At 73.0% G+C, this 22,791-nt stretch carries 22 protein-coding genes; 10 read left to right on the forward strand and 12 right to left on the reverse strand.

The features are described from left to right. Position 1: 1 nt before the first annotated feature. On the reverse strand, positions 2-1,423 hold the full coding sequence (locus ACW9J6_RS23590; protein WP_457118959.1) for a hybrid sensor histidine kinase/response regulator: 1,422 nt from the start codon (positions 1,421-1,423) through the stop codon (positions 2-4). Between the two features lie 390 nt (positions 1,424-1,813). Here ACW9J6_RS23590 and trxA point away from each other — a divergent pair, with 390 nt between their 5' ends. After that, positions 1,814-2,137 (forward strand): thioredoxin, encoded by a 324-nt coding sequence (gene trxA / locus ACW9J6_RS23595; RefSeq protein ID WP_457118960.1) that lies wholly within the window; start codon positions 1,814-1,816, stop codon positions 2,135-2,137. A 125-nt stretch (positions 2,138-2,262) separates the two neighbouring features. On the opposite strand, the gene ACW9J6_RS23600 is transcribed toward trxA, so the two are convergent. The 9 genes from ACW9J6_RS23600 to ACW9J6_RS23640 all read right to left on the reverse strand — a co-directional run bounded on the left by ACW9J6_RS23600 (position 2,263) and on the right by ACW9J6_RS23640 (position 9,587). After that, a complete protein-coding gene (locus ACW9J6_RS23600; RefSeq protein ID WP_457118961.1) occupies positions 2,263-3,171 on the reverse strand; it encodes an outer membrane protein in 909 nt (302 codons plus the stop codon). Between the two features lie 221 nt (positions 3,172-3,392). Then, positions 3,393-4,718: a bifunctional folylpolyglutamate synthase/dihydrofolate synthase gene (locus ACW9J6_RS23605; protein WP_457118962.1), complete on the reverse strand. Its 1,326-nt coding sequence runs from the start codon at positions 4,716-4,718 to the stop codon at positions 3,393-3,395. 325 nt (positions 4,719-5,043) lie between these two features. Then, positions 5,044-5,190, reverse strand: coding sequence for a hypothetical protein (locus ACW9J6_RS23610; protein WP_457118963.1), 147 nt, complete (start codon positions 5,188-5,190; stop codon positions 5,044-5,046). After that, a complete protein-coding gene (locus ACW9J6_RS23615; protein ID WP_457118964.1) occupies positions 5,190-5,441 on the reverse strand; it encodes a hypothetical protein in 252 nt (83 codons plus the stop codon). Before ACW9J6_RS23615 ends, ACW9J6_RS23610 begins: the two co-directional genes overlap by 1 nt. 54 nt (positions 5,442-5,495) lie before the next feature. Next, positions 5,496-6,410 (reverse strand): acetyl-CoA carboxylase, carboxyltransferase subunit beta, encoded by a 915-nt coding sequence (accD, locus tag ACW9J6_RS23620; protein ID WP_457118965.1) that lies wholly within the window; start codon positions 6,408-6,410, stop codon positions 5,496-5,498. Between the two features lie 16 nt (positions 6,411-6,426). Next, positions 6,427-7,299, reverse strand: coding sequence for a tryptophan synthase subunit alpha (gene trpA / locus ACW9J6_RS23625; RefSeq protein WP_457118966.1), 873 nt, complete (start codon positions 7,297-7,299; stop codon positions 6,427-6,429). A gap of 48 nt (positions 7,300-7,347) precedes the next feature. Then, positions 7,348-8,295: an ABC transporter ATP-binding protein gene (locus ACW9J6_RS23630; RefSeq protein WP_457118967.1), complete on the reverse strand. Its 948-nt coding sequence runs from the start codon at positions 8,293-8,295 to the stop codon at positions 7,348-7,350. 8 nt (positions 8,296-8,303) lie between these two features. Beyond that, positions 8,304-8,621: a hypothetical protein gene (locus ACW9J6_RS23635; protein ID WP_457118968.1), complete on the reverse strand. Its 318-nt coding sequence runs from the start codon at positions 8,619-8,621 to the stop codon at positions 8,304-8,306. 48 nt (positions 8,622-8,669) lie between these two features. Further along, entirely contained in the window at positions 8,670-9,587 is a 918-nt protein-coding gene (locus ACW9J6_RS23640; RefSeq protein WP_457118969.1) for a LysR substrate-binding domain-containing protein, read from the reverse strand. A 127-nt stretch (positions 9,588-9,714) separates the two neighbouring features. On the opposite strand from ACW9J6_RS23640, the gene ACW9J6_RS23645 reads away from it, so the two are divergent. From ACW9J6_RS23645 to ACW9J6_RS23670, 6 genes are all read left to right on the forward strand, one after another. Continuing rightward, positions 9,715-10,320 (forward strand): cysteine hydrolase family protein, encoded by a 606-nt coding sequence (locus ACW9J6_RS23645; RefSeq protein ID WP_457118970.1) that lies wholly within the window; start codon positions 9,715-9,717, stop codon positions 10,318-10,320. Between the two features lie 310 nt (positions 10,321-10,630). Beyond that, positions 10,631-11,230 (forward strand): SCO family protein, encoded by a 600-nt coding sequence (locus tag ACW9J6_RS23650; protein ID WP_457118971.1) that lies wholly within the window; start codon positions 10,631-10,633, stop codon positions 11,228-11,230. Between the two features lie 17 nt (positions 11,231-11,247). Then, positions 11,248-13,734 (forward strand): galactose oxidase-like domain-containing protein, encoded by a 2,487-nt coding sequence (locus ACW9J6_RS23655; RefSeq protein WP_457118972.1) that lies wholly within the window; start codon positions 11,248-11,250, stop codon positions 13,732-13,734. Positions 13,735-13,814: 80 nt separating this feature from the next. Then, positions 13,815-16,781 carry an AbfB domain-containing protein gene (locus ACW9J6_RS23660; protein WP_457118973.1) on the forward strand — a complete coding sequence of 989 codons (2,967 nt, stop codon included), beginning with the start codon at positions 13,815-13,817 and terminating at the stop codon, positions 16,779-16,781. Positions 16,782-16,968: 187 nt separating this feature from the next. Then, positions 16,969-17,310 carry a DUF2293 domain-containing protein gene (locus ACW9J6_RS23665; protein WP_457118974.1) on the forward strand — a complete coding sequence of 114 codons (342 nt, stop codon included), beginning with the start codon at positions 16,969-16,971 and terminating at the stop codon, positions 17,308-17,310. 67 nt (positions 17,311-17,377) lie between these two features. Continuing rightward, the gene (locus ACW9J6_RS23670) at positions 17,378-19,570 is read left to right on the forward strand and encodes a primosomal protein N' (RefSeq protein WP_457118975.1); all 2,193 of its coding nucleotides are present in this window, start codon (positions 17,378-17,380) and stop codon (positions 19,568-19,570) included. 7 nt (positions 19,571-19,577) lie between these two features. On the opposite strand, the gene ACW9J6_RS23675 is transcribed toward ACW9J6_RS23670, so the two are convergent. Continuing rightward, a complete protein-coding gene (locus ACW9J6_RS23675; protein WP_457118976.1) occupies positions 19,578-20,540 on the reverse strand; it encodes an SDR family NAD(P)-dependent oxidoreductase in 963 nt (320 codons plus the stop codon). Positions 20,541-20,648: 108 nt separating this feature from the next. On the opposite strand from ACW9J6_RS23675, the gene ACW9J6_RS23680 reads away from it, so the two are divergent. Next, positions 20,649-21,557 (forward strand): AraC family transcriptional regulator, encoded by a 909-nt coding sequence (locus ACW9J6_RS23680; protein WP_457118977.1) that lies wholly within the window; start codon positions 20,649-20,651, stop codon positions 21,555-21,557. Between the two features lie 18 nt (positions 21,558-21,575). Here the strand turns inward: ACW9J6_RS23680 and ACW9J6_RS23685 are convergent, their stop codons facing one another. Continuing rightward, positions 21,576-21,776 carry a Trm112 family protein gene (locus ACW9J6_RS23685; protein WP_012330467.1) on the reverse strand — a complete coding sequence of 67 codons (201 nt, stop codon included), beginning with the start codon at positions 21,774-21,776 and terminating at the stop codon, positions 21,576-21,578. 132 nt (positions 21,777-21,908) lie between these two features. Here ACW9J6_RS23685 and ACW9J6_RS23690 point away from each other — a divergent pair, with 132 nt between their 5' ends. Both ACW9J6_RS23690 and ACW9J6_RS23695 read left to right on the forward strand, forming a co-directional pair. Then, complete coding sequence (locus tag ACW9J6_RS23690) at positions 21,909-22,208, forward strand: hypothetical protein (protein WP_457118978.1); 300 nt, start codon at positions 21,909-21,911, stop codon at positions 22,206-22,208. Between the two features lie 216 nt (positions 22,209-22,424). Continuing rightward, positions 22,425-22,769, forward strand: a complete 345-nt coding sequence (locus tag ACW9J6_RS23695) for a hypothetical protein (protein ID WP_457118979.1) — start codon at positions 22,425-22,427, stop codon at positions 22,767-22,769. Positions 22,770-22,791: the final 22 nt, after the last annotated feature.

A 22,791-nucleotide genomic window follows, 5' to 3' on the forward strand; every position in this document is an offset into this window, starting at 1 on the left:
CTCATCCGGCCGCGGATTCGAGCCGGGTCCAGTGGGCGATCACGGCCAGCAACTCGGTGCGCTTGAAGGGCTTGGCGATGACATCGTCCATCCCGGCCTCGCGGCAGGCGTCGAGGTGCTGGGGCAGCACGTTGCCGGTCATGGCGACGATCGGAACCCGGCCCGAGGGTCCCGCCAGTTCGCGGATCCGACGCGTCGCCGTGATGCCGTCCATGGTCGGCATCCCTACGTCCATGAGCACCAGGCGGTAGGGCGCCGCGCGGATCCGGGCCACCGCCGCGGCGCCGTCCGAGGCGGCCTCGACCGCGTAGCCCTCCTCCTCCAGCATCAGGCGCACGAGTTCCTGGTTCTCCGGGGCGTCCTCCACCAGGAGGATCCGCGGCGCCGTCGGGAACGCCTCCGACGCGGCGCCGCGACGCGGGGCCGGGTCGCGCACCGGGCGGGGGGCGGCTTCGAGGGCGAGCCGCACCCGCGCGGTCGCGCCCTCCCCCGGGCGGCGCGCCACGGCGATGTCTCCGCCCATCCGGGCGAGGAGGCGGCGGCAGAGGGCGAGACCCTGCTCCGGTCCGGTGCGCGCCGCGCCCTCCGCCGGCGCCTCCGCGAAGGCCTCCTCCGGGCCCGCGACCGTCAGGGCGAGGACCCCGCCCTCCCCGGCGCCGCGCAGGGCGAGCGCCACGGGCCCGCCGGGCGCGGCGGCCTCGGCCAGGAGGGCGAGGACCACCCGCCGCAGCGCGTCCGCGTCGCCCCGGACGCGCTCCGGAACGCCCTCGTCGATCGCGACCGAGATCGCGGTGCCGCGGCCCGCGGCGGCGGAGCGCGCGACGGCGGCGGCGGCCATCACGAGCCCGCGCAGGTCGAACGGCTCGCCGCCCTCCCCGCCGTGCCGCGAGAAGTCCACGATGGTCTCGGCGACCGCGAGCAGGGACGATCCCGATTCCTGGATGATGTCGAGCCGGCGGCGGTCCTCCGGCCTGAGGTCCGACTCGCCGAGGAGCAGGTCCGTGAAGCCGAGGATGCTGCTCAGCGGCGTGCGGATCTCGCCGCTGACGCGGGCCAGGAAGGCGCTGCTCTGCGCATTCGCGGTCTCGGCCGCGTCGCGCTCCCGGCTGACCTCGCGCAGCTGCGAGGGCGTGGGCAGCGTCGCGGCCTCGGGGAGGAGCCACCAGAGCGTCGCCGCCGTGAACACCGAGGTGCCCGCCGTCACCGCCTTGGCGAGCGCCGCGACGGCGTAGTCCGGAACCCAGAGGGTCCAGACGTCCAGGAGATGCGTCGTCCCGCAGGCCAGGATGAAGGCCACGAAGCCCCAGTAGATCCGGCGGAACGGCAGGTCGGGCCGCCGGGCGAGGAACGCCGCCATCGCGAGGGGAATCGAGAAGTAGGAGAGGCCGATGACGATGTCCGATACCGCGTGGGTCCACAGCAATTCCGGCCGCCAGAGCAGGTTTATCCCGCGCGGAGATGGGCGACTGCCATCGAACATCCTCCCGAACTCACCGATCATCGGCGTCTCCCGGCGACGCGATCCCCGCGAGGATCGGTCCGCTTCCCCGTTCAGTCGATGTGCAGCGCGGAGACGACATCCGCGGGTCGGGGGATCTTGCTGGATGAGCTTCGAAAAGCAACCTGAACTAGCAAATTCGAGACACAACGCGAGACGGTGAGTCTTCCCGGTGCGACGCGGGGCCATGTGCGGCGGCGCACGTCCCGGTCCGGCGCGGCCGGAGCCGCTTGATCGGCCCGGTCGGGCTTCCTACGTTGCGGCGACGCGGGATGAGGCCGGGTCCGCCGCGTCCCGGACAGAAAGGGTTGAGCGATGGCAACCGTGAAGGTGACCGACGCGAGCTTCAGGCAGGACGTCCTGGAGGCGTCCGAGCCCGTGGTGGTCGATTTCTGGGCCGAGTGGTGCGGCCCGTGCCGGGCGATCGGGCCGGCGCTGGAGGAGATCTCGAGCGAGATGCAGGGCCGCGTGAAGATCGCCAAGGTCAACGTGGACGAGAATCCGGGGATCGCCTCCGAGTACGGGATCCGGTCGATCCCGACGCTGATGATCTTCAAGGACGGCCAGCTCGCCAGCCAGAAGGTCGGCGCCGCGCCCAAGGGCGACCTCGCCCGCTGGATCCAGTCGACGAGCGCCTGACCGCGCCACCGCCGCGATTCGCAGGAGCCCGGCCGGCAGGCCGGGCTTTTTTGATGCGCCGCCGCCCACGAAAAAGCCCGGCCTCGCGGCCGGGCTTCTCCGAGAACAAGGCGTGTGGCCCGGTCCTACCAGGTGCCGAACTTGTAGTTGATGCCGGCGCGCACCACCGCGAACTCGGTGTTCCGGCGGGCGAGGTTGTTGATCACCGGGAAGCCCGCCGTGTTGGCCAGGATGACCGAGTTCGGCAGGCCGGCGACGATCACGCCGTTGTTGTCGAACGCGTAGGCGCCGTTGCGGCGGTTGCGGTCGAGGTTCACGTAGAGGCCTTCGACCTTCAGCGTCACCGCCGAAGAATGGAAGAAGTTCAGGAAGGAGTCGGTCGGCAGGGCGTACTCGATGCCGCCGCCAGCCGCCCAACCGGTCTGGAAGTCGTCGCCGTTCGGCAGGCCGAAGTTGCTGCCGCCGCCGCCGCCGTAGGCGAAGCCGCCGGTGCCGTAGAACAGCACGCGGTCGAAGGCGTAGCCGATGCGGCCGCGCACGGTGCCGAAGTAGTCGAGGCCGGAGAGGCCGCGCGGATCGAACAGCCGCAGGCCGTTGGCGCCGTTGAACTGGGCGCCGGCCTGGTTCGGGATCGCGAACGAGAAGGCGTTGCGGTTGCGGCCGAAATCGACGTACTGCGCGTCGGCCTCGATGCCGATCACGACGCCGGAGCCCGGCGTGAACTGGTAGTTGTAGCCGACCTGGCCACCACCGGTGAAGCCCTCGTTGTTGCGGTCACCGGTCCAGCCGATGGCGAGCGCCGAGCCGGCCGGGCCGGCCACGACGCGCGGGTCGCGGGTGAGGACGATCACGCCCGGGTTGGTCGAGCTGGCGTCGAACCCGTAGCCAGCGTTGAAACCGGCGTAGAAGCCCGTCCAGGTGAAGACCGGAACCGGCGCGATCACCGGGGGGGCGACGCGGCGCGGCAGGTCGGCCGCGGTGGCGGCGGCCGTGAGAGCAGTGAAGGCAGCAAACGAACTCAGAAGTCTCTTCATGATGGTCCCCAGCAGGTTCCCCGATCGACCGCGAAGCTAGACCATTTCCGCCGAGGCCGATGTAGCGCCTGCGCCACAGGATCGCCCCAAAGCCACAATCGCGAGGTTGAGCCCCGACTGTCCCTCGGGGAATGCCGAATATGCGGCAGGCCGCGCCGGACGGAGCGGCGCGTCGTCTGATGTTAAGGCTTCGGGAACGAGATTTTCCGGTCCGAATGCTGTCAGGCCGGCGGCGTCCCATTGGCGGTCAGCACGGCACCCGCGAGGTAGAGCGAGCCGCAGATGAGCACCCGGGGCGGCGCCTCCCAGGCGCGGTCCTGCAGGGCGACGAGGGCCGCCTCGACGCTCGGCGCCGTGGTGGCGGGCAGGCCCACCCCGCCCGCGATGGCGGCGACCTCCTCGGCGGGCCGCGCGGCGATCTGGCCGCCGATCGGCACCGCCACCAGGGCGCGGGCGAGGCCGACAAAGTTCCGCAGGAAACCTTCCGCGTCCTTGGTGCCCAGCAACCCGGCGACGAGGACGAGGGGGGCGTCGCCCCGCTCCTGCAGGTCCGCCATCGCGGCCGCGAGGATGCGCCCGCCATCGACGTTGTGGCCGCCATCGAGCCAGAGTTCGCTGCCGGCCGGCATCAGCCCGGCAAGGCGCCCCCGGGAGAGGCGCTGCAGGCGCCCCGGCCAATCGACCTGGGCGAGGCCGGTCTCGAAGGCGGCGGTGCCGAGATCCCCGAATCCCGCCGCCCGCAGCGCCGCGATCGCGGTGCCGGCATTGACGATCTGGTGGCGGCCGGCGAGCCGCGGCCGGGGCAGGTCGAGGAGGCCCTCCTCGTCCTGGTAGACGAGCCGGCCCCGCTCCTCGTGCGCGGAGAAGTCCTGGTTGCCGACCAGGACCGGCGCCGCCCCCACGGCCTCCGCCCGCTCGCAGAGGACCCGGTCCGCCTCCGGGTAGTCCTGGGGCGCGATGATGGCCGGGCAGCCGCGCTTGAAGATGCCGGCCTTCTCGCCCGCCACCGCCTCGACCGTGTTGCCGAGATACTCCGCGTGGTCGCGCCCGATCGGCGTCACGACGGCGGCGGCCGGGCGGTCGATGACGTTGGTGGCGTCGACCCGCCCCCCGAGCCCGACCTCGAGCAGGAGCACGTCCGCCGGGCACTCGGCGAAGAGCAGGAGCGCCGCCGCGGTGGTGATCTCGAAGACGGTGATCGGCTCGCCCGCATTGGCGGCCTCGCAGCGCGCGAAGGCGTCCGCGAGGCGATCCTCCGCGACGAAGCGGCCGCCGCCGACCCGGCCGAGCCGGATGCGCTCGTGGAAGCGCACGAGGTGGGGCGAGGTGTAGACGTGGGCCGCGAGGCCGCCCGCCTCCAGGATCGCCCGCATGGTGGCGATGGTCGAGCCCTTGCCGTTGGTGCCCGCCACGTGGATGACCGGGGGCAGGCGCCGCTCGGGATGACCCAGGGCCGCGAGCAGGCGCGCGATGCGCCCGAGCGACAGGTCGATCGTGCGCGGGTGCAGGGCCAGGAAGCGCGCCATCAGCGCGTCGGAGGACTCCATCGGGCGGTGGTCTCGTGGTGGGGTGGTTGCGCCGGCCCGTCGCCGCGACGTCGGATCTGCACGGTCGCGGTCTGGACCTGACCGATCGGGATACACGACGGCGAAGCGCCCTGCGCGATGCTCATCGGCCGAACGGATCAGACTTGCCGGATCGCAGCAAGCCTCACTTGAGGCCACGTCGGCATTCACCGGGGTGAGGCCAGACGGGCGCGCGGACGCGACGCGAACCGCACGGGCCAGTCCGGCGTGGCGCGCCGTCCGGATCACCGCGGCTCCATGCGCGAAGCTGCGGCACCGGCACGCGCCCTCGCCGGGGATGAACCCGTCACTCGGCCGCCGAATGGGATGCCTTCCGGCGCGCGGTGTCCGCGTCGATCCTCGCAGCGCTCCGCTGGATCGCTCGGGCGCCGAGCCACGCCGCGACGACGGCCAGCAGGGGCGGCACGAGAAGGTAGAGATGGACGATCTGCATCAGCGAAGGCCTTCGAGCATCGACCTCGCCCACCAATGTAGTCCGCCCGCGGCGAAAGCCCAAACCACCGCGGTGAGCAGGGTTCCGGGTCCGGCAGGCGGAGCCGATGTCAGCGGGAAGCTCAAGGCCACCAGCGGAATGACGAAACCACCTCCGAGAAGCGCCAGCGCGATCGTGTTGGTGGCTCCGGCAGTGAGCTTCGTTTTCTCATTGTGGATCGTGATCCGTCGCTTCAGATCGTCGTCCGTCAAGGGGCGCAGCCTTCAATCCCGGTCGCACTCCCGTATTGTTCCCTCAAGTGAGATTCAAGCCGGTACCGCGGCGGCGGCCTCGGGCGCCGGCGCCCCCGCCTCGGCCCCCGGCGCCCGCATCAGCAGCCCGCAGAGCCGCGCGAGGGTGGCCTTGAGGTCGCGGCGGTGCACGACCTGGTCGATCATGCCGTGCTCGCGCAGGTACTCGGCCCGCTGGAACCCGTCGGGCAGCTTCTCGCGGATCGTCTGCTCGATCACCCGCGGCCCCGCGAAGCCGATCAGCGCGCCGGGCTCCGCGAGGTGGACGTCGCCGAGCATCGCGTAGGAGGCGGTGACGCCGCCCGTGGTCGGGTTCGTCAGCACCACCACGTAGGGCAGGCGCGCCTGGTTGAGGCGGCGCACCGCCACGGTGGTGCGCGGCATCTGCATCAGCGAGAGGATGCCCTCCTGCATCCGCGCCCCGCCCGAGCCCGCGAACAGCACGTAGGGCGTGCCCTTGTCGAGGGCGGTCTCGGCGCCGCGCAGGAAGGCCTCGCCCGCCGCCATGCCGAGCGAGCCGCCCATGAAGCCGAAATCCTGCACCGCCAGCGTCATCGGCAGGCCGCCGACGCGGCCGAACCCGACCTTGAACGCGTCCGTCATCCCGGTCTTCGCCCGGGCGTCCTTGAGGCGGTCGACGTAGCGCTTCTCGTCGCGGAACTTCAGCGGATCGACCGGCACCTCCGGCAGCGGCACGTCGAGCCAGGTGCCCTGGTCGAAGGTCATGCGCAGCCGCTGCTGGGCGGTCACCCGCAGGTGGTGCTCGGAGCCCGGGATCACGAAGTCGTTGGCCTCCACCTCCTTGTGGAAGACCATCTGCCCGGTCTCCGGGCACTTGACCCAGAGGTTCTCGGGCGTCTCGCGCTTGAACAGGGTCTTGATCCGCGGCCGAACGACCTCGGAGATCCAGTTCATGGTCTCGACCTTCATGGGGTTCCTCCTGCGGTCAGGCCGCCGGCCCGGAAGCCAGCTTCGCGGACGGCTCGGCGGACGGCTCGGCGACCGAGCGCACGCCCGCCGCGAGGTCGCGCACCAGCCCGGCGACCGCCGCGACGCTGCCCGGCGTGGCGCGGCCCTCCGGGTCGAGGGAGCCCGCGAGCGCACCGACGAGGGCCGAGCCCACCACCACGCCGTCCGCCGCGCGGGCGATCGCGGCCGCGTGCGCGCCGGTCTTCACGCCGAAGCCGACCACCACCGGGAGCGGCGTCTGCGCGCGGATGCGCCCGACCGCCTCCGCCACGGCCCCGAAATCCGGGGTCGCCGCGCCGGTGATGCCGGTGATCGACACGTAGTAGACGAAGCCCGAGGTGTTCGCGAGCACGGCCGGCAGGCGGCGCGCGTCGGTGGTCGGGGTGGCGAGCCGGATGAAGGCGAGGCCGGCCGCCTGCGCGGGCAGGCAGAGTTCGTCGTCCTCCTCGGGCGGCAGGTCGACGACGATGAGCCCGTCGACCCCCGCCGCGACCGCGTCCGCCAGGAAGCGCTCGACCCCGTACGTGTAGAGCGGGTTGTAGTAGCCCATCAGGATGACGGGCGTCGCCCGGTTCTCGGCGCGGAAGCGGCGCACGAGGTCGAGGGTCCGCGCCACGCTCTGCCCGCCCTTGAGCGCGCGCAGGCCCGCGGCCTGGATCGCCGGGCCGTCGGCCATCGGGTCGGTGAAGGGAAGGCCGAACTCCACCACGTCGGCGCCGGCCTCCGGCAGCGCCCGCAGCAGCGCGAGCGAGGTCTCGGGGTCGGGATCGCCCGCCATCACGTAGGTGACGAGGGCAGCGCGGCCCTCCGCGCGGCAGCGGGTGAAGGTGTCGTCGAGGCGGGTGGTCATGGCTGTCCTCGGGGGCCGGCCGGGTCTTCGAGGCGCCGCGCTACACCATCACGGCGGGGACGGGAAGCCGCCGGCCGGATCGCGGGACGCCGCCCGCAGGGAGGCCAGCGTCACCACGCCGCCCTCCGCGAGCCGGACCGCGTCGCCCTCCCGGGCGAGGAGCAGCGCCAGCGCGTCGCGCAGGGAGGCCTGCGGCGGCATCGCGGCGGCGGGCGCCGGGCCCTCGGTTCGGGCCGCCGCGGCCGGGATCAGGGCGAGGCGGCGCAGCCAGCGGTCGCCACCGACGAACTCCTCCACGAAGGGATCGGCCGGCCGCGCGAGGAGCCGCTCGGGCGGGTCGACCTGGAGCAGGCGCCCCTCCCGCATCACGCCGATCCGGTCCCCCATCCGCAGGGCCTCGTCGATGTCGTGGGTGACGAAGAGCACGGTCTTGCCGAGGCGCCGCAGGATCGCCCGGAACTCCCCCTGCAGGCGCCCGCGCTCCAGCGGATCGACCGCGCCGAAGGGCTCGTCCATGAGCAGGACCGGCGGGTCCGCCGCCAGCGCGCGGGCGACACCGACCCGCTGGCGCTGCCCGCCCGAGAGCGAATCTGGCCGCCGGTCCCGGAAGGTAGCGGGGTCGAGCCCGACGAGGTCCAGCATGGCGTCGACCCGCTCGGCGACGCGGGGGCGCGGCCAGCCGAGGAGGCCGGGCACCGTCGCGACGTTCTGCGCCACGCTGCGGTGGGGAAACAGCCCGATGCCCTGGAGCACGTAGCCCGTCCGCCGCCGCAGGCGGATCGGGTCGAGCCCCGCCACGTCCTCGCCTCCCACCGAGACGCGGCCGGAGGTCGGGGCGACGAGGCGGTTGACCATCCGCAGGGTGGTCGACTTGCCGCAGCCGGAGGGGCCGATCAGCACGCAGGTCGTCCCCTCCTCGACGGAGAGGTCGAGCGCCGCGACCGCCGGGCGCGGCGCGCCCGGATAGGTCTTCCCCACCCCCTCGAAGCGGATCATTGGGGGCCTCAGCAGCCCGAGCAGATCGAGCCGAGGGTGCGCTTCATCTTGGCGTCCCAGGCCTTGTCGCGGGCGGCGGACTTGCGGGCGGATTCCTCGGCGCTCGGCACCTTCGCGCCGGCCGCCTCACCCCTGCGCCCGACCCCGTCGGGCCGCCCGGTCGCGTCGGGGCGCCCGGCCCCGTCGGGACGGGGCTGCCGATGCCCGGGAACGCCCGGAGCGGGCTGGGCGAGGCCGGACGGGCTCGTCGGGCTCGGCTGCTGGGCGAGCGCGGCGTCCGGCAGGGCGGCGAGGCCGAGGAGGACCGTGGCGAGGACAAGGCGCATGGGGCGGATCTTCGAGGCTGGAGGGTGGCGAAATCGCGCGGTTACGGTTCATCTTAACGGCCGCTCGGGTTGGGGGCCAGCCGCCTCCTCGGGGCCCTGCGCGCCGGCCGCGAACAGGCGCTCGATCCAGGCGGCCACCGCCCGCACCGGGGGGGCTGCGTCGTCCTCCGGGTGGCCGACCAGGAAGACCGGCCGGCTGAGGGCCGCTTCCGGGGCGAGGCGCCGCAGGTCCGGATCGAGGAACGCCGCCACGTCCGGCAGGAGCGCGCGCACGCCCCCGGCGCGGGTCAGGCGCAGCAGCGTCTCCAGGCGCGAGGCCCGCAGGCGCGGCCCGGCCCGCCCGGCCGCGCGCTCGACGAAGCGGACCTCGGGCAGGTGGGCGAGGCTGCCGTCGAGGGCCGCCCAGGGCAGCGAGTCCGGCGCGGCCTCCGGCATCGCGGCGTAGATCCCGTAATCGAGCCGGCCGATGGCGCGGGCGGGGGGACCGCCCGGCGCCAGGGGTCCGAGGCGGATTGCGAGGTCCGCCTCCCGCCGCGTGAGGCTGAGGTTGCGGTCCTCCGCGATCAGGTCGAGGCCGAGCCCGGGCCGGTCGGCGAGGAGGAGCGGGACGGCCGGCGCCAGGACGTGGTCGCAGAGCACCGCCACCGCGGTCACCCGCACCGGGCGCCAGCCGGGGCGCGGCCCCTCCTCACCCCCCATCCCGGCCCCTTGCCCAGCCCCTTGCCCAGCCGCCTCCCGCAGCGCCCGCTCGGCCGCTTCGAGCCGGGGCATCAGGTCGAGGCAGGTGCGGGTCGGGACGAGGAGGCCGCCCTCGCGGCGCAGGAGCGCCCGGCCGAGATCCGCCTCCAGCCGCCGCACCCGCCGGCCGGCCGTGGTCGCGTCGATGCCCAGGCGCCCCGCCGCGGTCGAGAGCCGCCCCGTCCGCACCACGGCGAGGAGCGTCCGCCACCCGTCCCAGTTCTCCATCGATGGACCTCGGCTGCAATCGTGCAGGTTTCACCACGTATCTCGCCGCTCGCCAAGCATCGGCGCAGGGAGGAAGGAGGTGTGGCGGTCCGGCATGCCCGCCGAACCGGGGACGAAGGAGCACGGGATGCGCGAACCGAGAACCTTGCTGGCGATGGCCGGCGTCACCCCGACCCGCCCGCCCCTGGGCGAGGCCGCGCTGGTCGTGATCGACGCGCAGGGCGCCTACGCGGCGGACGGGGACCTGCCGCTCGACGGCGTCGAGGCCGCCCTGGACCGTCTCGCCGATCTGCTCGCGGGCGCGCGGGAGGCCGGGGCGCCGGTCCTGCACGTGGCGCATCGCGGACGGGCGGGCGGCCTCTTCGACCGGGCGGCCCGCAGCGGCAGGATCCTGCCCGAGGTCGCCCCCCTGCCCGACGAGAGGGTGGTGGAGAAGACCCTGCCGAACGCCTTCGCGGGAACGGACCTCGCCGCCCTGCTGGCCTCGCTCGCCCGCCCGCATCTCGTCATCGCGGGATTCATGACCCACAACTGCGTGAGTTCCACCGCCCGGGCTGCCCTCGACCTCGGCCACCGGGTGACCGTCGCGGGCGACGCGACCGCGACGCGGGCCCTGCCCGACCCGCTCGGCGGCCCCCCGCTGCCCGCGCCCGCGGTGCAGCGGGCCGCCCTCGCGGCGCTGGCGGATCGGACCGCCCTCGTCGTCCGCACGGCCGACCTCCTCGGGCGATGAGATCAGTGCCGACACACGTCTGCCCCGGATCGGTACGGGCGTCCCGGATCGGCACGGGAATCGAGGCGGCGCGTCATCACGAGTTTCCACAGAGTAAACAAGGCGTGAGACTACTGATGCGCAATCGTTCGGTCGCTGGCGAGGAAATTAACCGAAAAATCGCGTGAATCTGACCCGGTTCTTGACCGAAAGTCATAGTGGATACTATCTCTGGGGCAGTCAAGATTCCAGGGCGTGGTCCACCACGATGAGCGCGTATCGGCGAGGACGACTCTGCGCGTGCCTCCTCGGAGTATTGCTGGCCGGCGGCGTGCCGGCGGCATCGCGGGCGGCGGAGACGGGAGCCGGGCTGCGCAGCGACCTCGAGGCGCTGCTCTGGCCGGATCCTGTCTCCGGCGGCCAGCACTGGGACCAGACCGGCCGCCTGGTGGCGGCCGGCGCGCTGCGCGACCGCGTGGTCGTCGTGGGTTTCGTCAGCACGCAGTGCCCGATCACCTGCGTGGTGCTGGCGCGCGACCTCGACGCCCTGGTCGCCGCCCTGCCCGCGCCCCTGCGCGAGCGGGTCGCCGTCCTGGCGGTCTCAGTCGATCCGGACCGGGACGACGCCCGAGCCCTGAACCGCTTCGGCGAGGCGCTGACGATCGGTCCGGACCGGGTGCGCCTGCTCACGAGCGACCGGGCGGCGGTCGCCCACTACGCGGCGGCGCTGCGCTACCCCCGCGACCGGCTGCCGGCCCCGCCGCCCACACTCCTGGCCTTCGACCGCGCGGGCACGCTGGCGATGACCTACGGCGCCGACCTGCTCGACCGGTCCCGCCTCCTCCGGGACCTCGCCCTCCTCGACCGATTCGAGCGGGGCATCCGCCAGCCCGCGCGCGAGGATGGTGCGCCGACCTCTCGGTCTCCATGAGCTTCAAGGACAGAACGATGACAGACCGGACGGCTGTCCCGGCAGCACCGCGCGACCGCGCCGATCGCCGCTTCCTTCTCGGCACGACGATCCTCGCCACCGCGCTGTCGGCCCTGCCGGCCGCGGCGGCGCAGTTCAAGGTCGTAGTGAACCAGGCCCAGGACCCGATCCTGTCGAACCTCGCGATCCCCGATTCCGCGCCCCAGACCGGGATGTGGTCGGTGACCCAGCCCTGGCCCGTCAACGCGATCCTCGCCGCGATGATGCCCAACGGGAAGATCGCCACCTGGGGCACGCCGGTGAACGCGCCGGGCACCCAGGACGGGCGCACCTTCGACATCTGGGACCCGACCCGCGGCTTCGGCAACGACAGCCACACTCAGCTCAACGGCCATGTCGGCGCCAACACCTTCTGCGGCACGGGCGCGCTGCAATCGGACGGCTCGCTTCTGACGTCCGGCGGCATCTTCGATCCCGACACGAACAGCGATAAGAGCAGCGCGGTCGTCAACCCGACCGCCACCGGCGTCTCGGGGACCAACTTCAAGCTCGCCAACGACCGCTACTACTCCACGATGATCAGCCTCGCCACCTACGAGAAGCTGATCCTCGGCGGGGTCTATCCGTACGCGGACGGCTGGAAGGATCCCCAGGGCACCATCAACAACGGTCAGATCACCGGCATGACCCCGGAGATCTACAACTGGTACAATGGCTGGCACAGTGTGTTTGGCGCCAATAGCCGTGATGCATTCGGCCCTGACAACAATCGTTACTGGTATCCTCGCGCATGGCAAGCGCCGAATGGCAAGATCTTCGGGATCTCGTCGGACAAAATGTGGTACATGGATTACAGCGGCAACGGCGCGATCACCGCGATGCCCTTCCGCGAGGCGCAGCGCAACGCCAGCAGCGCGACCGATGCGCCGAATGTCGGGCCGAACTCCACCGCCGTGATGTACGACAACGGCAAGATCCTCCAGGTCGGCGGCAACAGCCTCGACAACGGCAACGGCTTCACGGCGAGCAGCCGGGCGACGGTGGTCGACCTCAACGGGGCGAACCCGACCCTGGCCGACACCGCTGCGATGAATTTCGGCCGCAGCTGGGCCAACGCGACGGTGCTGCCGACCGGCACCGTCCTGGTCAATGGCGGCAGCAAGGGGGCGGACGACGCCGGTGACAAGGCCGTCCTGGCCGCCGAGCTGTGGAACGCGGCGAGCGGCCGCTGGACGCTCGGCGCCTCCGAGCAGATCTACCGCGGCTACCACTCCACCGCGACCCTGCTCCAGAACGGCACGGTGATGATCTCGGGCGGCGGCGCGCCGGGCCCGGTGGCGAACCAGAACACCGAGATCTACTACCCGCCCTACCTGTTCGCGAGCGTGAACGGCAAGGTCGGGCTGGCGCCGCGCCCGCAGATCGTCAGCCTCGCCTCCACCGGGATCACCCACGGCCAGTCGCTCCAGTTCGAGGTCTCCTCGACGAACGCGATCGCGCAGGTGGTGCTGCTCGGCCTCACCTCGGTGACGCACAGCTTCAACAGCGGGCAGCGCCGCTACGTGGCGTCCTTCTCGCAGTCGGGCACCGTGGTGACGATGCAGGGACCGGCCTCCGGAGCGACGGTGCCGCCGGGCTATTACCAGCTGGCGGTGGTCGACCAGAAGGGCGTGCCCTCCCCGGGCGTGATCGTCTCGGTGGGCAGCGGGATCACCGCGCCCGGCCAGGTGGCGGCGCCGATGGTCATGACGGCGCAGAACGGCGGGGTCGGCAGCGGCGTCGTGGGCGGTGGGTCCGGGGCGATCCCGGGCATGCCGGGACCGACCAACAGCTGGTCGCAGATCGGCCAGTGGGTCAACCGCATCGCCATGGCGTCGGACGGCACGCTGCTCAGCGTCAACATGTGGGATCAAACCACCTGGAAATACGTCTCTGACGGCAACAACTGGTCGAAATTCCCGTATCTGGGCCTCGACGTCGCGGCGACGAATGCGGGCGGGATCTACCTGATCGGCATCGACAACAAGATCTGGCGCTGGAACGCGGGCTCGCAGACCTACGCGCAGGTGGGTGCGTACGGACAACACATGAGCGCCGGCGCCGACGGCACGGTCGCGGTGGTGAACACGTGGAACGACGTCTGGCTGAAGCGAGCCGACGACACCAGCGACGCGTGGGTCCAGATCCCCGGCAAGGCGAAGCGGATCGCCGTGATGAACCGCAACAGCCTGTGGGCGGTCGGCACCGACGACAACGTCTACCGCATCGACGGCAACGGTCAGTGGACGCGGGTCGGGACCGGCGTCTCCGAGATCGCCGCATCGTCGGATGGGGCCGTGGTGACGATCAGCCTCTACGACGGAAGCGTGTGGCGCAAGATCGGCGACAACACCGCCGACGCTTGGACCAAGGTTCCGACGAACCGCAAGGCCATCGCGGTGGCCGCGCCGAACGCCCAGCGGGTGATCATGGTCGGCGACGATCACGCGATCTACCGCTGGTAGCCTCGGGGCCCCGCCCGGGCCGCTTCGCGCGGGGGCCGACCCTGCTCCCGCGCTTCCCTCTTCCCGACGAGGATCCCGACATGAAGCACAACGCGTCACGGGCGAGGTCGCGGGTCGGCCGCGAGCGCCTGCTCCTGTTCACCATCCTGGCCGGCGGCCCGACCGCGTTCCCCGCCGCCGCGGCGCAGTTCCCGCTGGTCGTGAACCAGGTCCAGGACCCGGCCTTCGCCAACCTCGCCATCCCGGATTCGGCACCCGCCACCGGCATGTGGTCGAGCGTCCAGCCCTGGCCGATCAACGCGCTCTCCACCGCGCTGCTGCCGAACGGCAAGCTCGCCACCTGGGGCACCCCGGTGAACGCCCCCGGGACCCAGGACGGCCGCACGATCGACGTCTGGGACCCGTACCAGGGCTTCGGCGGCGGCCACGTCACCCTGCAGGGCGTGACCGGCATCAACAGCTTCTGCGGCACCCAGGCCCTGCAGCCCGACGGGTCGCTGATGATTGCCGGGGGCATCTTCGATTCCGGCACCGACAAGGGCAGCGCCGTCGTCAACGCCGCCGGCACCGGAATCTCGGCGCTCGGCTCCGCGAACGGCCAGGCCAAGCTCGCCAACGACCGCTACTACTCGACCCTGATCACCCTCGCCGACGGACAGAAGCTGATCCTGGGCGGCGTCTACCCCTACGCGGACGGCTGGTCCGACCCGCAGGGGACCATCAACAACGGCAGGATCACCGGGATGACCCCGGAGATCTACAATTGGCAAACCGGCTGGCGCAGCCTGTTCGGCGCCAACAGTCGCGACGCGTTCGGCCCGGACAACAATCGCTACTGGTACCCGCGCGCCTGGGTGGCGCCGAGCGGCAAGGTCTTCGGCATCTCCTCCGACACCATGTGGACCCTCGATCCGAGCGGGAATGGCGCCGTGACCGCGACGCCGTTCCGCAGCGCGCAGCGGGCCGCGAACACGCCCGCCGACGCGCCCAATGTCGGGCCGAATTCGACCGCGGTCATGTACGACACCGGCAAGATCCTGCAGGTCGGCGGCAACAGCTACGACAACGGCACCGGTTTCACGGCCAGCAGCCGGGCGACAGTGATCGACATCAACGGGCCGAACCCGGTCGCCACCGACGTGGCGTCGATGAATTCCGGCCGCTCCTGGGCCACCGCGACGGTGCTGCCGACCGGCATCGTCGCGGTGACCGGCGGCAGCACCGCGGACGACCAGGCCGACGGCAACGCCGTCCTGGCCATGGAGTTCTGGAATCCGGCGAGTGGTCGGTGGACGCTCGGGCCGTCCGAGGCGATCTACCGCGGCTACCATTCCACCGCGACGCTGATGCAGAACGGCACGGTGCTGGTCGCGGGCGGGGGAGCGCCCGGCCCGGTCTCGAACCAGAACGCGGAGGTCTACTACCCGCCCTACCTGTTCACGCGCGTCAACGGGCGGGCCGCCCTGGCGCCGCGCCCCCAGATCGTCAGCCTGGCGGCGGGCTGGGTCGCGCACGCCCAGTCCCTGCAGTTCGAGGTGTCGAGCCAAGCCGGCATCGCCCAGGTGGTGATGATCGGGCTGACCGCCGGCACGCACAGCTTCAACAGCGGTCAGCGGCGCTACGTGGCGTCCTTCACGCAAAACGGCACCGTGGTCACGATGCAGGCGCCGGGCAGCCAAGCCGTCGCGCCCCCCGGCTACTATCAGCTGGTCGCGATCGACGGGAACGGCGTCCCCTCCCCGGGCGTGATCGTGGCGGTGGGCTACGGGATCACGCCGAATGCCCAACCGCAGGCCCCTGCCGCCCCCGCGGGCGCACAGGCCGCGAACGGCGGCGGTTCCGGCGCCGGGTCGGGAACCACGACGGGCGGCGGGACCAGCACGGCTGCCGGGGGCGCGACGGCGACCGGCACGCCGATCAGCCTGCAATCGAGCAACTACACCGGGAGCTACCTCACGAACGTCAACGGCACCGCGCGGCTCATGGCGCCCGGCAGCGCGTCCGACCGCCAACAGGCCAGCTTCCGCCTCGTGGCCGGCCTCGCCGGCCAGGGCGTCTCCTTCGCCTCCTCCACCGCCTCCGGCCAGTACCTGCGTCACCAGAACTTCCAGGTCTGGCAGCAGACTAACGACAACAGCGACTACTTCAAGAAGGATGCAACCTTCAAGCAGATCGGATCGCTTACCGGCAATTGCGGCTGCAACACGGGCACCTGCTCGTCCTACGAGGCGATCAACTGGCCCGGATACTACCTCCGGCATCGGAATTTCCAGTTCTACATCACGCAGTCGGACGGGTCCGACCTGTTCAAGCAGGACGCCTCGTTCTGCGCCGTCCCTGCGCTGGATGGCGCCACGGCCTGGCCGGCCCAGACCGCCTTGCCTCAGCAGATCGGGTCCGCGACCAGCCGGGTGGCATCGCCCCAGGACGGCTCGATCGTCGTGATCAACTCGGACAACAAGACCATCTGGCAGAAACTCAACGGAGGCGACTTCACCCAGCTTTCCGGAAACGCGCTCGACGTGGCGGCGGTGAACGCCAGCAGCATCTACATCGTCGGAACCGACTCCATCATTCGGCGCTACGACCCCACCAACCGATCCTGGCCATCCGTCGGCGGCGATGCCAGGACCGTCGCGGCCGCGCCGGACGGAACCGTCGTGGTCACCAACCACAACGACGAGATCTGGGTGAAGCGGGCGGACAACTTCGCCTCCGACTGGTACCAGGTGCCCGGGAAGGCCAAGCGTGTGGCGGCGATGAACCGCGGCAGCCTGTGGGCGATCGGAATGGACAACAACGTCTATCGGATCGACCAGAACAATCAGTGGGTGATGGTCGGGCACAACGTGATCGACATCGCGGCCTCGGCCGACGGCGGGGTCATGGTGATCTCGGGCGATCAGTCGATGTGGCGCAAGATCGGTGACACCACGGCGGAACAGTGGACCAACGTGGTATCGGACTGGCGGGCCCGGGCTGTCGCGATCCCGAATGCACAGCGCATGGTCATCGTCGGGCTGGACAACGCCCTCTATCGCTGGTGACGGATTGCGGGGCGCGGAGTGCCGCCCCGCGCCCCTCGGCACGACCCGCCGGGCGCCTCGCCCGGCGGGTCTCGCGCGGCCCGGCCGCGCCCGGGCGTGCGACAGCGTTGTCCGACGAAACGCCCGCCGCTTCGTCGTAGGTCACCGGGGATCGACAGCCCGGGACGCGACGCGCGAGGATCCCCGCATGACCGCACGCCGCTCCGCCCCCCCGCCCCGCCGCGGCCTCACCCGCCGCGAGGAGGTCGCCGAGGCGCTCGTCCGCCTCGCTCCCCGGGTGCCGGATTTCGAGGCCGAGGCCATCGTGGACCGGGCGCTGGCGAGCCCCGGCCTGCGGGGCGCGGCCCCCGAGACCGCCGCCTGGCTCGGCATGGTCGCCTACGCGCGCCACGTCTTCACGGAGTACGACGCGCTGCTCGCCGAGGATTACGACCAGGACAGCGCCCGCCACTTCGTCCTCGACGACCTCAACGCCGTGCTGGCCGAGTGGGGCGTGCGGCGCCGGATCGGCGAGGACGAGGAGGCGTGAGGGTGCGGCGAAACCGCGATCGCGCCCCTATATTCCGGTTTCGTTCTCCGGAGCCCCGCCCCGCGCGATGAGTGCCGCGATCGCCGACGTCCTGATCCCCCTCGCCCTCGACACGGCCTACAGCTACGCCGTGCCGGCGGGGCTCGCCCTCGCTGAGGGCGACGTGGTGCAGGTGCCCCTCGGGCCGCGCGAGACGGTCGGGGTGGTCTGGTCCCTGCGCGAGAGCGCCGCGGGCGGCAACCTGCGGCGGGTCACCGGCAAGATCGCCGACGAGGGCTTGCGCCCGCCGCTGCGCCGCCTCGTCGACTGGATCGCCCGCTACACCCTCGCCCCGAAGGGCTCGGCGCTCGCCATGGCGCTGCGCGTGCCCGAGGAGGGCAGCCGCGCCGAGACGGCCCGGATCGGGGTGCGCGCCACCGGCCTGCCGCCGAGCCGCATCACCGCCGCCCGGACCAAGGTGCTGGCGGTGGCCTCCGACGGGGCGGTGCGGGGCAAGCGGGCGCTGAGCCTGGAGGCCGGCGTCAGCGCCAGCGTGGTCGACGGGCTGATCGACGACGGCGTGCTGGAGACGGTGGCGCTCGCCCCCGAGCCCATTGCCGCCCCGCCCGACCCCGACCACCCGCACGCGCCCCTCTCCGAGGCGCAGGCCGCGGCGGCCCGGGCGCTGATCGCCACGCTCACCGCCCCGCCGCGGGAGGGGGGCGAGGCCGGGGACGGGGGCGCGACCCTGCTCGAGGGCGTCACCGGCTCGGGCAAGACCGAGGTCTATTTCGAGGTGGTGGCGGAGGCGGTGCGGCGGGGCGTGCAATCCCTGGTGCTGATGCCCGAGATCGCGCTGACCGCGCAGTTCCTCGACCGCTTCGCCGCCCGCTTCGGGGCGCGGCCGGCGGCCTGGCACTCGGGCGTGGGCGGCCGGCGGCGCGAGCGCATCCGGGCGGGGGTGGCGGCGGGCGAGATCCCGGTGGTGGTGGGCGCCCGCTCGGCCCTGTTCCTGCCCTTCGCCACGCTCGGCCTCATCGTCGTCGACGAGGAGCACGAGGCCGCCTACAAGCAGGAGGACGGGGTCTGCTACCACGCCCGCGACATGGCGGTGGTGCGGGGCAAGCTCGAGAACGCCGCGGTGGTGCTCGCCTCGGCGACGCCCTCGATCGAGACCCGGGTCAACGCGGAGCGCGGCCGCTACCGGCGGGTGCTGCTGCCCGAGCGCTTCGGCGGCCGGCGCCTGCCCGAGATCGCCGCCATCGACATGCGCCGCGAGCCGATCCCGCGCGGGCGCTACCTGTCGCCGACGCTCACCGCCGCCATCGCGGAGACCAACGGGCGCGGCGAGCAGGCGCTCCTGTTCCTCAACCGGCGCGGCTACGCGCCCCTCACCCTCTGCCGGGCCTGCGGCCACCGCTACCAATGCCCGAACTGCTCGACCTGGCTCGTGGAGCACCGCTTCCGCCGGGCGCTGGTCTGCCACCATTGCGGCCACGCCGAGCGGCGGCCGGAGGCCTGCACGGAATGCGGCACGTTCGACAACCTCGCGGCCTGCGGGCCGGGCGTCGAGCGCATCGCGGAGGAGGCGGCGGCGACCTTCCCGGACAAGCGGGTGATCGTGCTCTCCAGCGACTTCCCGGGCGGCGCCGAGCGGCTGCGGGCCGAATTGCAGACGGTGGCGGAGGGCGGCTGCGACATCGTCGTGGGCACGCAGCTCGTCGCCAAGGGGCACAACTTCCCGCACCTGACCCTGGTGGGCGTGCTCGACGCGGATATCGGGCTCGCCTCCGGCGACCCGCGGGCGGCCGAGCGCACCTTCCAGCTCCTGCAGCAGGTCACCGGCCGGGCCGGGCGCGGCGAGAAGCCGGGCCGCGCCCTGGTGCAGACCTACCAGCCCGAGCACCCGGTGATCGCGGCCCTGCTCTCGGGGGACACGGAGCGCTTCTACGAGGAGGAGATCGCGGCCCGCTCCATGGCCGGGCTGCCGCCCTTCGGACGCCTCGCCGCGCTGATCGTCTCGGCGGCGGAGCGGGAGGCGGCGGAGGCCCACGGGCGGGCGCTCGCCCAGGTCGCCGAGCCGCCGCCCGGCGTGATGGTGCTCGGCCCCGCCGAGGCGCCCCTCGCCCTGGTGCGGGGCCGCCACCGTTTCCGCCTCCTGGTCAAGGCCGAGCGCGAGGTCGACATCCAGGCCTACCTGCGCGACTGGCTGGCCCGGGGCCCGAAGGTTCGCGGCAACGTGCGCGTCGCCATCGACGTCGACCCGCAGAGCTTCCTCTGACGCTTGGTCACCCGCCCGCCGGGATGTCGGTCCCGGTGAGGTCCGCCGAGACGGCCCAGAGGCGCTCGGCCTCTCCCGGATCGGCGGCGTGGTCGCACACGCCCGCGAACGGCGCGCCGGCCTCCCCGGCGCGCGGGGCCACGTCGCAATCCTCGCAGTAGAGGCCGCCGAGACCGTCGAGACGCGAAGCCGTCGCCGCCCAGACCTGCGTGGCCGCCCCCTGCTCGGGCGACTTGAAGGTCGGGTCGGCGAGGCGCCCGTCGGGGTGGATCCAGCCCTGGGCGACCATCTCGGCGCGGCCGAGGTGGCGCTGGAGCGGCGTCAGGATCTTGCCGGGATGAAGCGAGAAGGCCCGCACGCCCTCCGCCCGGCCGATGCGGTCGAGGTGGAGGGCGAAGAGGGCGTTGGCGGTCTTCGACTGGCCGTAGGTGCGCCACTTGTCGTAGCCCTGCGCGACGTGCAGGTCGTCCCAGCGGATCGGCGAGGCGTGGTGGCCGGCGGAGGACACGGCGACGACCCGGGCGCCCCCGCGCAGGGCGGGCCAGAGCCCGCAGGCGAGGGTGAAATGCCCGAGGTGGTTGACGGCGAACTGCGCCTCCCATCCGGGCCCGACCCGCGTCTCGGGGCAGGCCATGATCCCCGCATTGTTGACGAGCAGCGCGACCCGCCGCCCGGACGCCACGAGACGGTCCGCGAAGGCGCGCACGCTCGCCAAGTCCGCGAGGTCGAGCGCCGCCACCGCGACCCCGGGCAGGCCGGCCAAGGCCGGCGCCGCCGCCGCCGGATCGCGCGCCCCGACGATCACCGCGGCGCCCGCCCGCGCCAGGGCCCGCGTGGTCGCGAGGCCGAGCCCCGAATGGCCGCCGGTCACGACCGCGAGGCGGCCGGTGAGATCGCACCCCGCCAGCACCTCGTCCGCCGTGCTGCGCGGCCCGAAGCCGGACCCGAGGGGCCTCTGATCGTTCGCCATCCCGTCGCTCCCGCGTGGCATTCCTCAACGTCAGGAGCATGGCGGGCGGCGCGCGGAGCATCCATGCGCTAGGATCCGGATTGTCGTCGCGATCGTCCGCTTCCGCCCATGGATGCCCTCTCGCAGGTTCTCTCGCTCCTGAAGCCGCGGAACGCGGCGAGCGCCGGCCTCGACGCCGGCGGCGCCTGGGCGATCCGCTTCCCGCCGCACGAGGGCATCAAGTTCAACGCGGTGCTGCGGGGCAGCTGCTGGGTCTCGGTCGAGGGCGAGGCCGCGGCCCAGCGGGTGGCCGAGGGCGACTGCTTCCTGCTCACCCGCGGACGCCCCTTCACCGTCGCGACCGACCCGTCGCGTCCCACCGTCGCCGCGGAGCCGATCTACGCGCGGGCGCCCGACGGGATCGCGATCCACCAGGGCGGCGGGGATTTCCTCCTCGTCGGGGGGCGCTTCGCCTTCGACGGCGGCCCCGCGGCGATGCTGATCGGCGCGCTGCCCGCGCTGCTGCATGTCCGCGACGCCACGGCCCAGGCCGGGGTGCTGCGCTGGGCGCTGGAGAACTTCGCGGTGGAACTCCGGCAGATGCAGCCCGGCGGCGCGCTGGCGATCGCGCATCTCGCGCAGCTCATGCTCGTCCAGGTTCTGAGGCTGTTCCTCGCCGCCGGGCCGGAAGGGTGCGCCGGCTGGCTGTCCGCGCTGGCGGATCCGCGGCTCGCGCGCGCCATCGGGGCGATCCACGCCGATCCCGCCAGGCGCTGGACGGTGGCGGACCTCGCCGCCCTCGCCGGCATGTCGCGGTCGAGCTTCGCCGAGCGGTTCCGGCGGATCGTCGGGCACCCGCCCCTCGCCTATCTCGGCGCGTGGCGCATGGCCCTCGCCGCCGACCGCCTGCGGCGCACGGACGACAGCGTGGCGCAGGTCGCGGCAGCGGCCGGCTACGCGTCCGAGGCCGCGTTCAGAACCCGCTTCCGGCACCGGACCGGCCGCTCACCCGCCCGGTACCGGAGGCCGGGCGGGTGAGATCGCCGGACAACGGGATCACTCCGCGAGCGGGCGCGCCTCCTCCGGCAGCATGATCGGGATGCCGTCGCGGATCGGGTAGGCGAGCTTGGCCGAGCGGCTGATCAGCTCCTGGCGGGCCGAGTCGTACTCGAGGCGGCCCTTGGTGAGCGGGCAGACCAGCAGTTCCAGGAGCTTCGGGTCGATGCGGGTCGGTTCCACGGAGGGCGTGTCGGCCATGGGGGATCCTCTGAGGGCGTCGGCCCCTCCCTAGAGGATGGGGAGGGACAAGGGAATTCGGGCGCGGGCGGTCGGCCCGGTGCGACCTTGTCGCGCCTTCCCCGCAGGTACGGGAGCGGCGAGACTCCCGCGATGACTCGCATCACGCCCCCGACCCCCGGCGCCCCACCCGCCGTGACCGGTGCCCCGACGGCGGACGCCGCGGCACCGCCGCGGACGGAGTCCCCGGTCTCGGCGCAGGCCGGCGGGTACTGGACCATCGCGTCGGCGCCGGGCGGGACGGGCCCCGCGACGACCGCGGACGGCGCGCCCGCGTGGGACGCGGAGGCGGCTCGGGCGGCCGCCCGGAAGGCCGGGGAGGCCCTCGCGGCGCGGGGCCTGCCCATCGCCGACGGCGCGTCGGAGGCGGTGCGGACGCTGACCGAGACGTGATCCCGACGCGGCGCGGCTCCGCGGCCGGCTGAGCTTGGCGGCGCGGCGCTCATCGGCGGCCAGGTCTTGACAAGTCTTCCGATTCGCTGAACCTCGCCTTAGAGGAACCTGCCGCATTCACCGTCGTGCAGGGCGCGACGGACGGCCCTGCCGCAGGGCCGCGCGAGCGGCCGGGGCGCCGCCCCGCGCGGTCCGTCCTCTGAGGAGCCACCGCCCGTGTCCGAGCCGACCGCGAGCCCGTCCACCGTCCCCGCGCTGCCCACGGCGCGGGGCGCCTATGGTTTCCGCGGCCGGGGTGAGCGCCGGGCGGGCGGCGGCGTAGTGCCCGTGCCGGCCCCGGAGACGGACAGCGCCGATTACTGGTGCATCGCCGCGACACCTGCGCGGCAGGATGCGTCCGCCGCGGAGGCGGAGGCGATCCTTGACGCGGCCGAGGCGCAGCGGAAGGCGCGCGAGGCCCAGGAACACCTCGCCGCCCAGGGGCTGCCGATCGCGAACGGGAGCCCGGAACCGGCGCGCCTGGCGGTCGCCGAGGCCGAGGCCGCCGCGCCGCAGGCCTAGTTTCGGCGGCGGGGTCTCCCCC

The sequence above is a fragment of the Methylobacterium sp. JK268 genome, assembly GCF_054052225.1.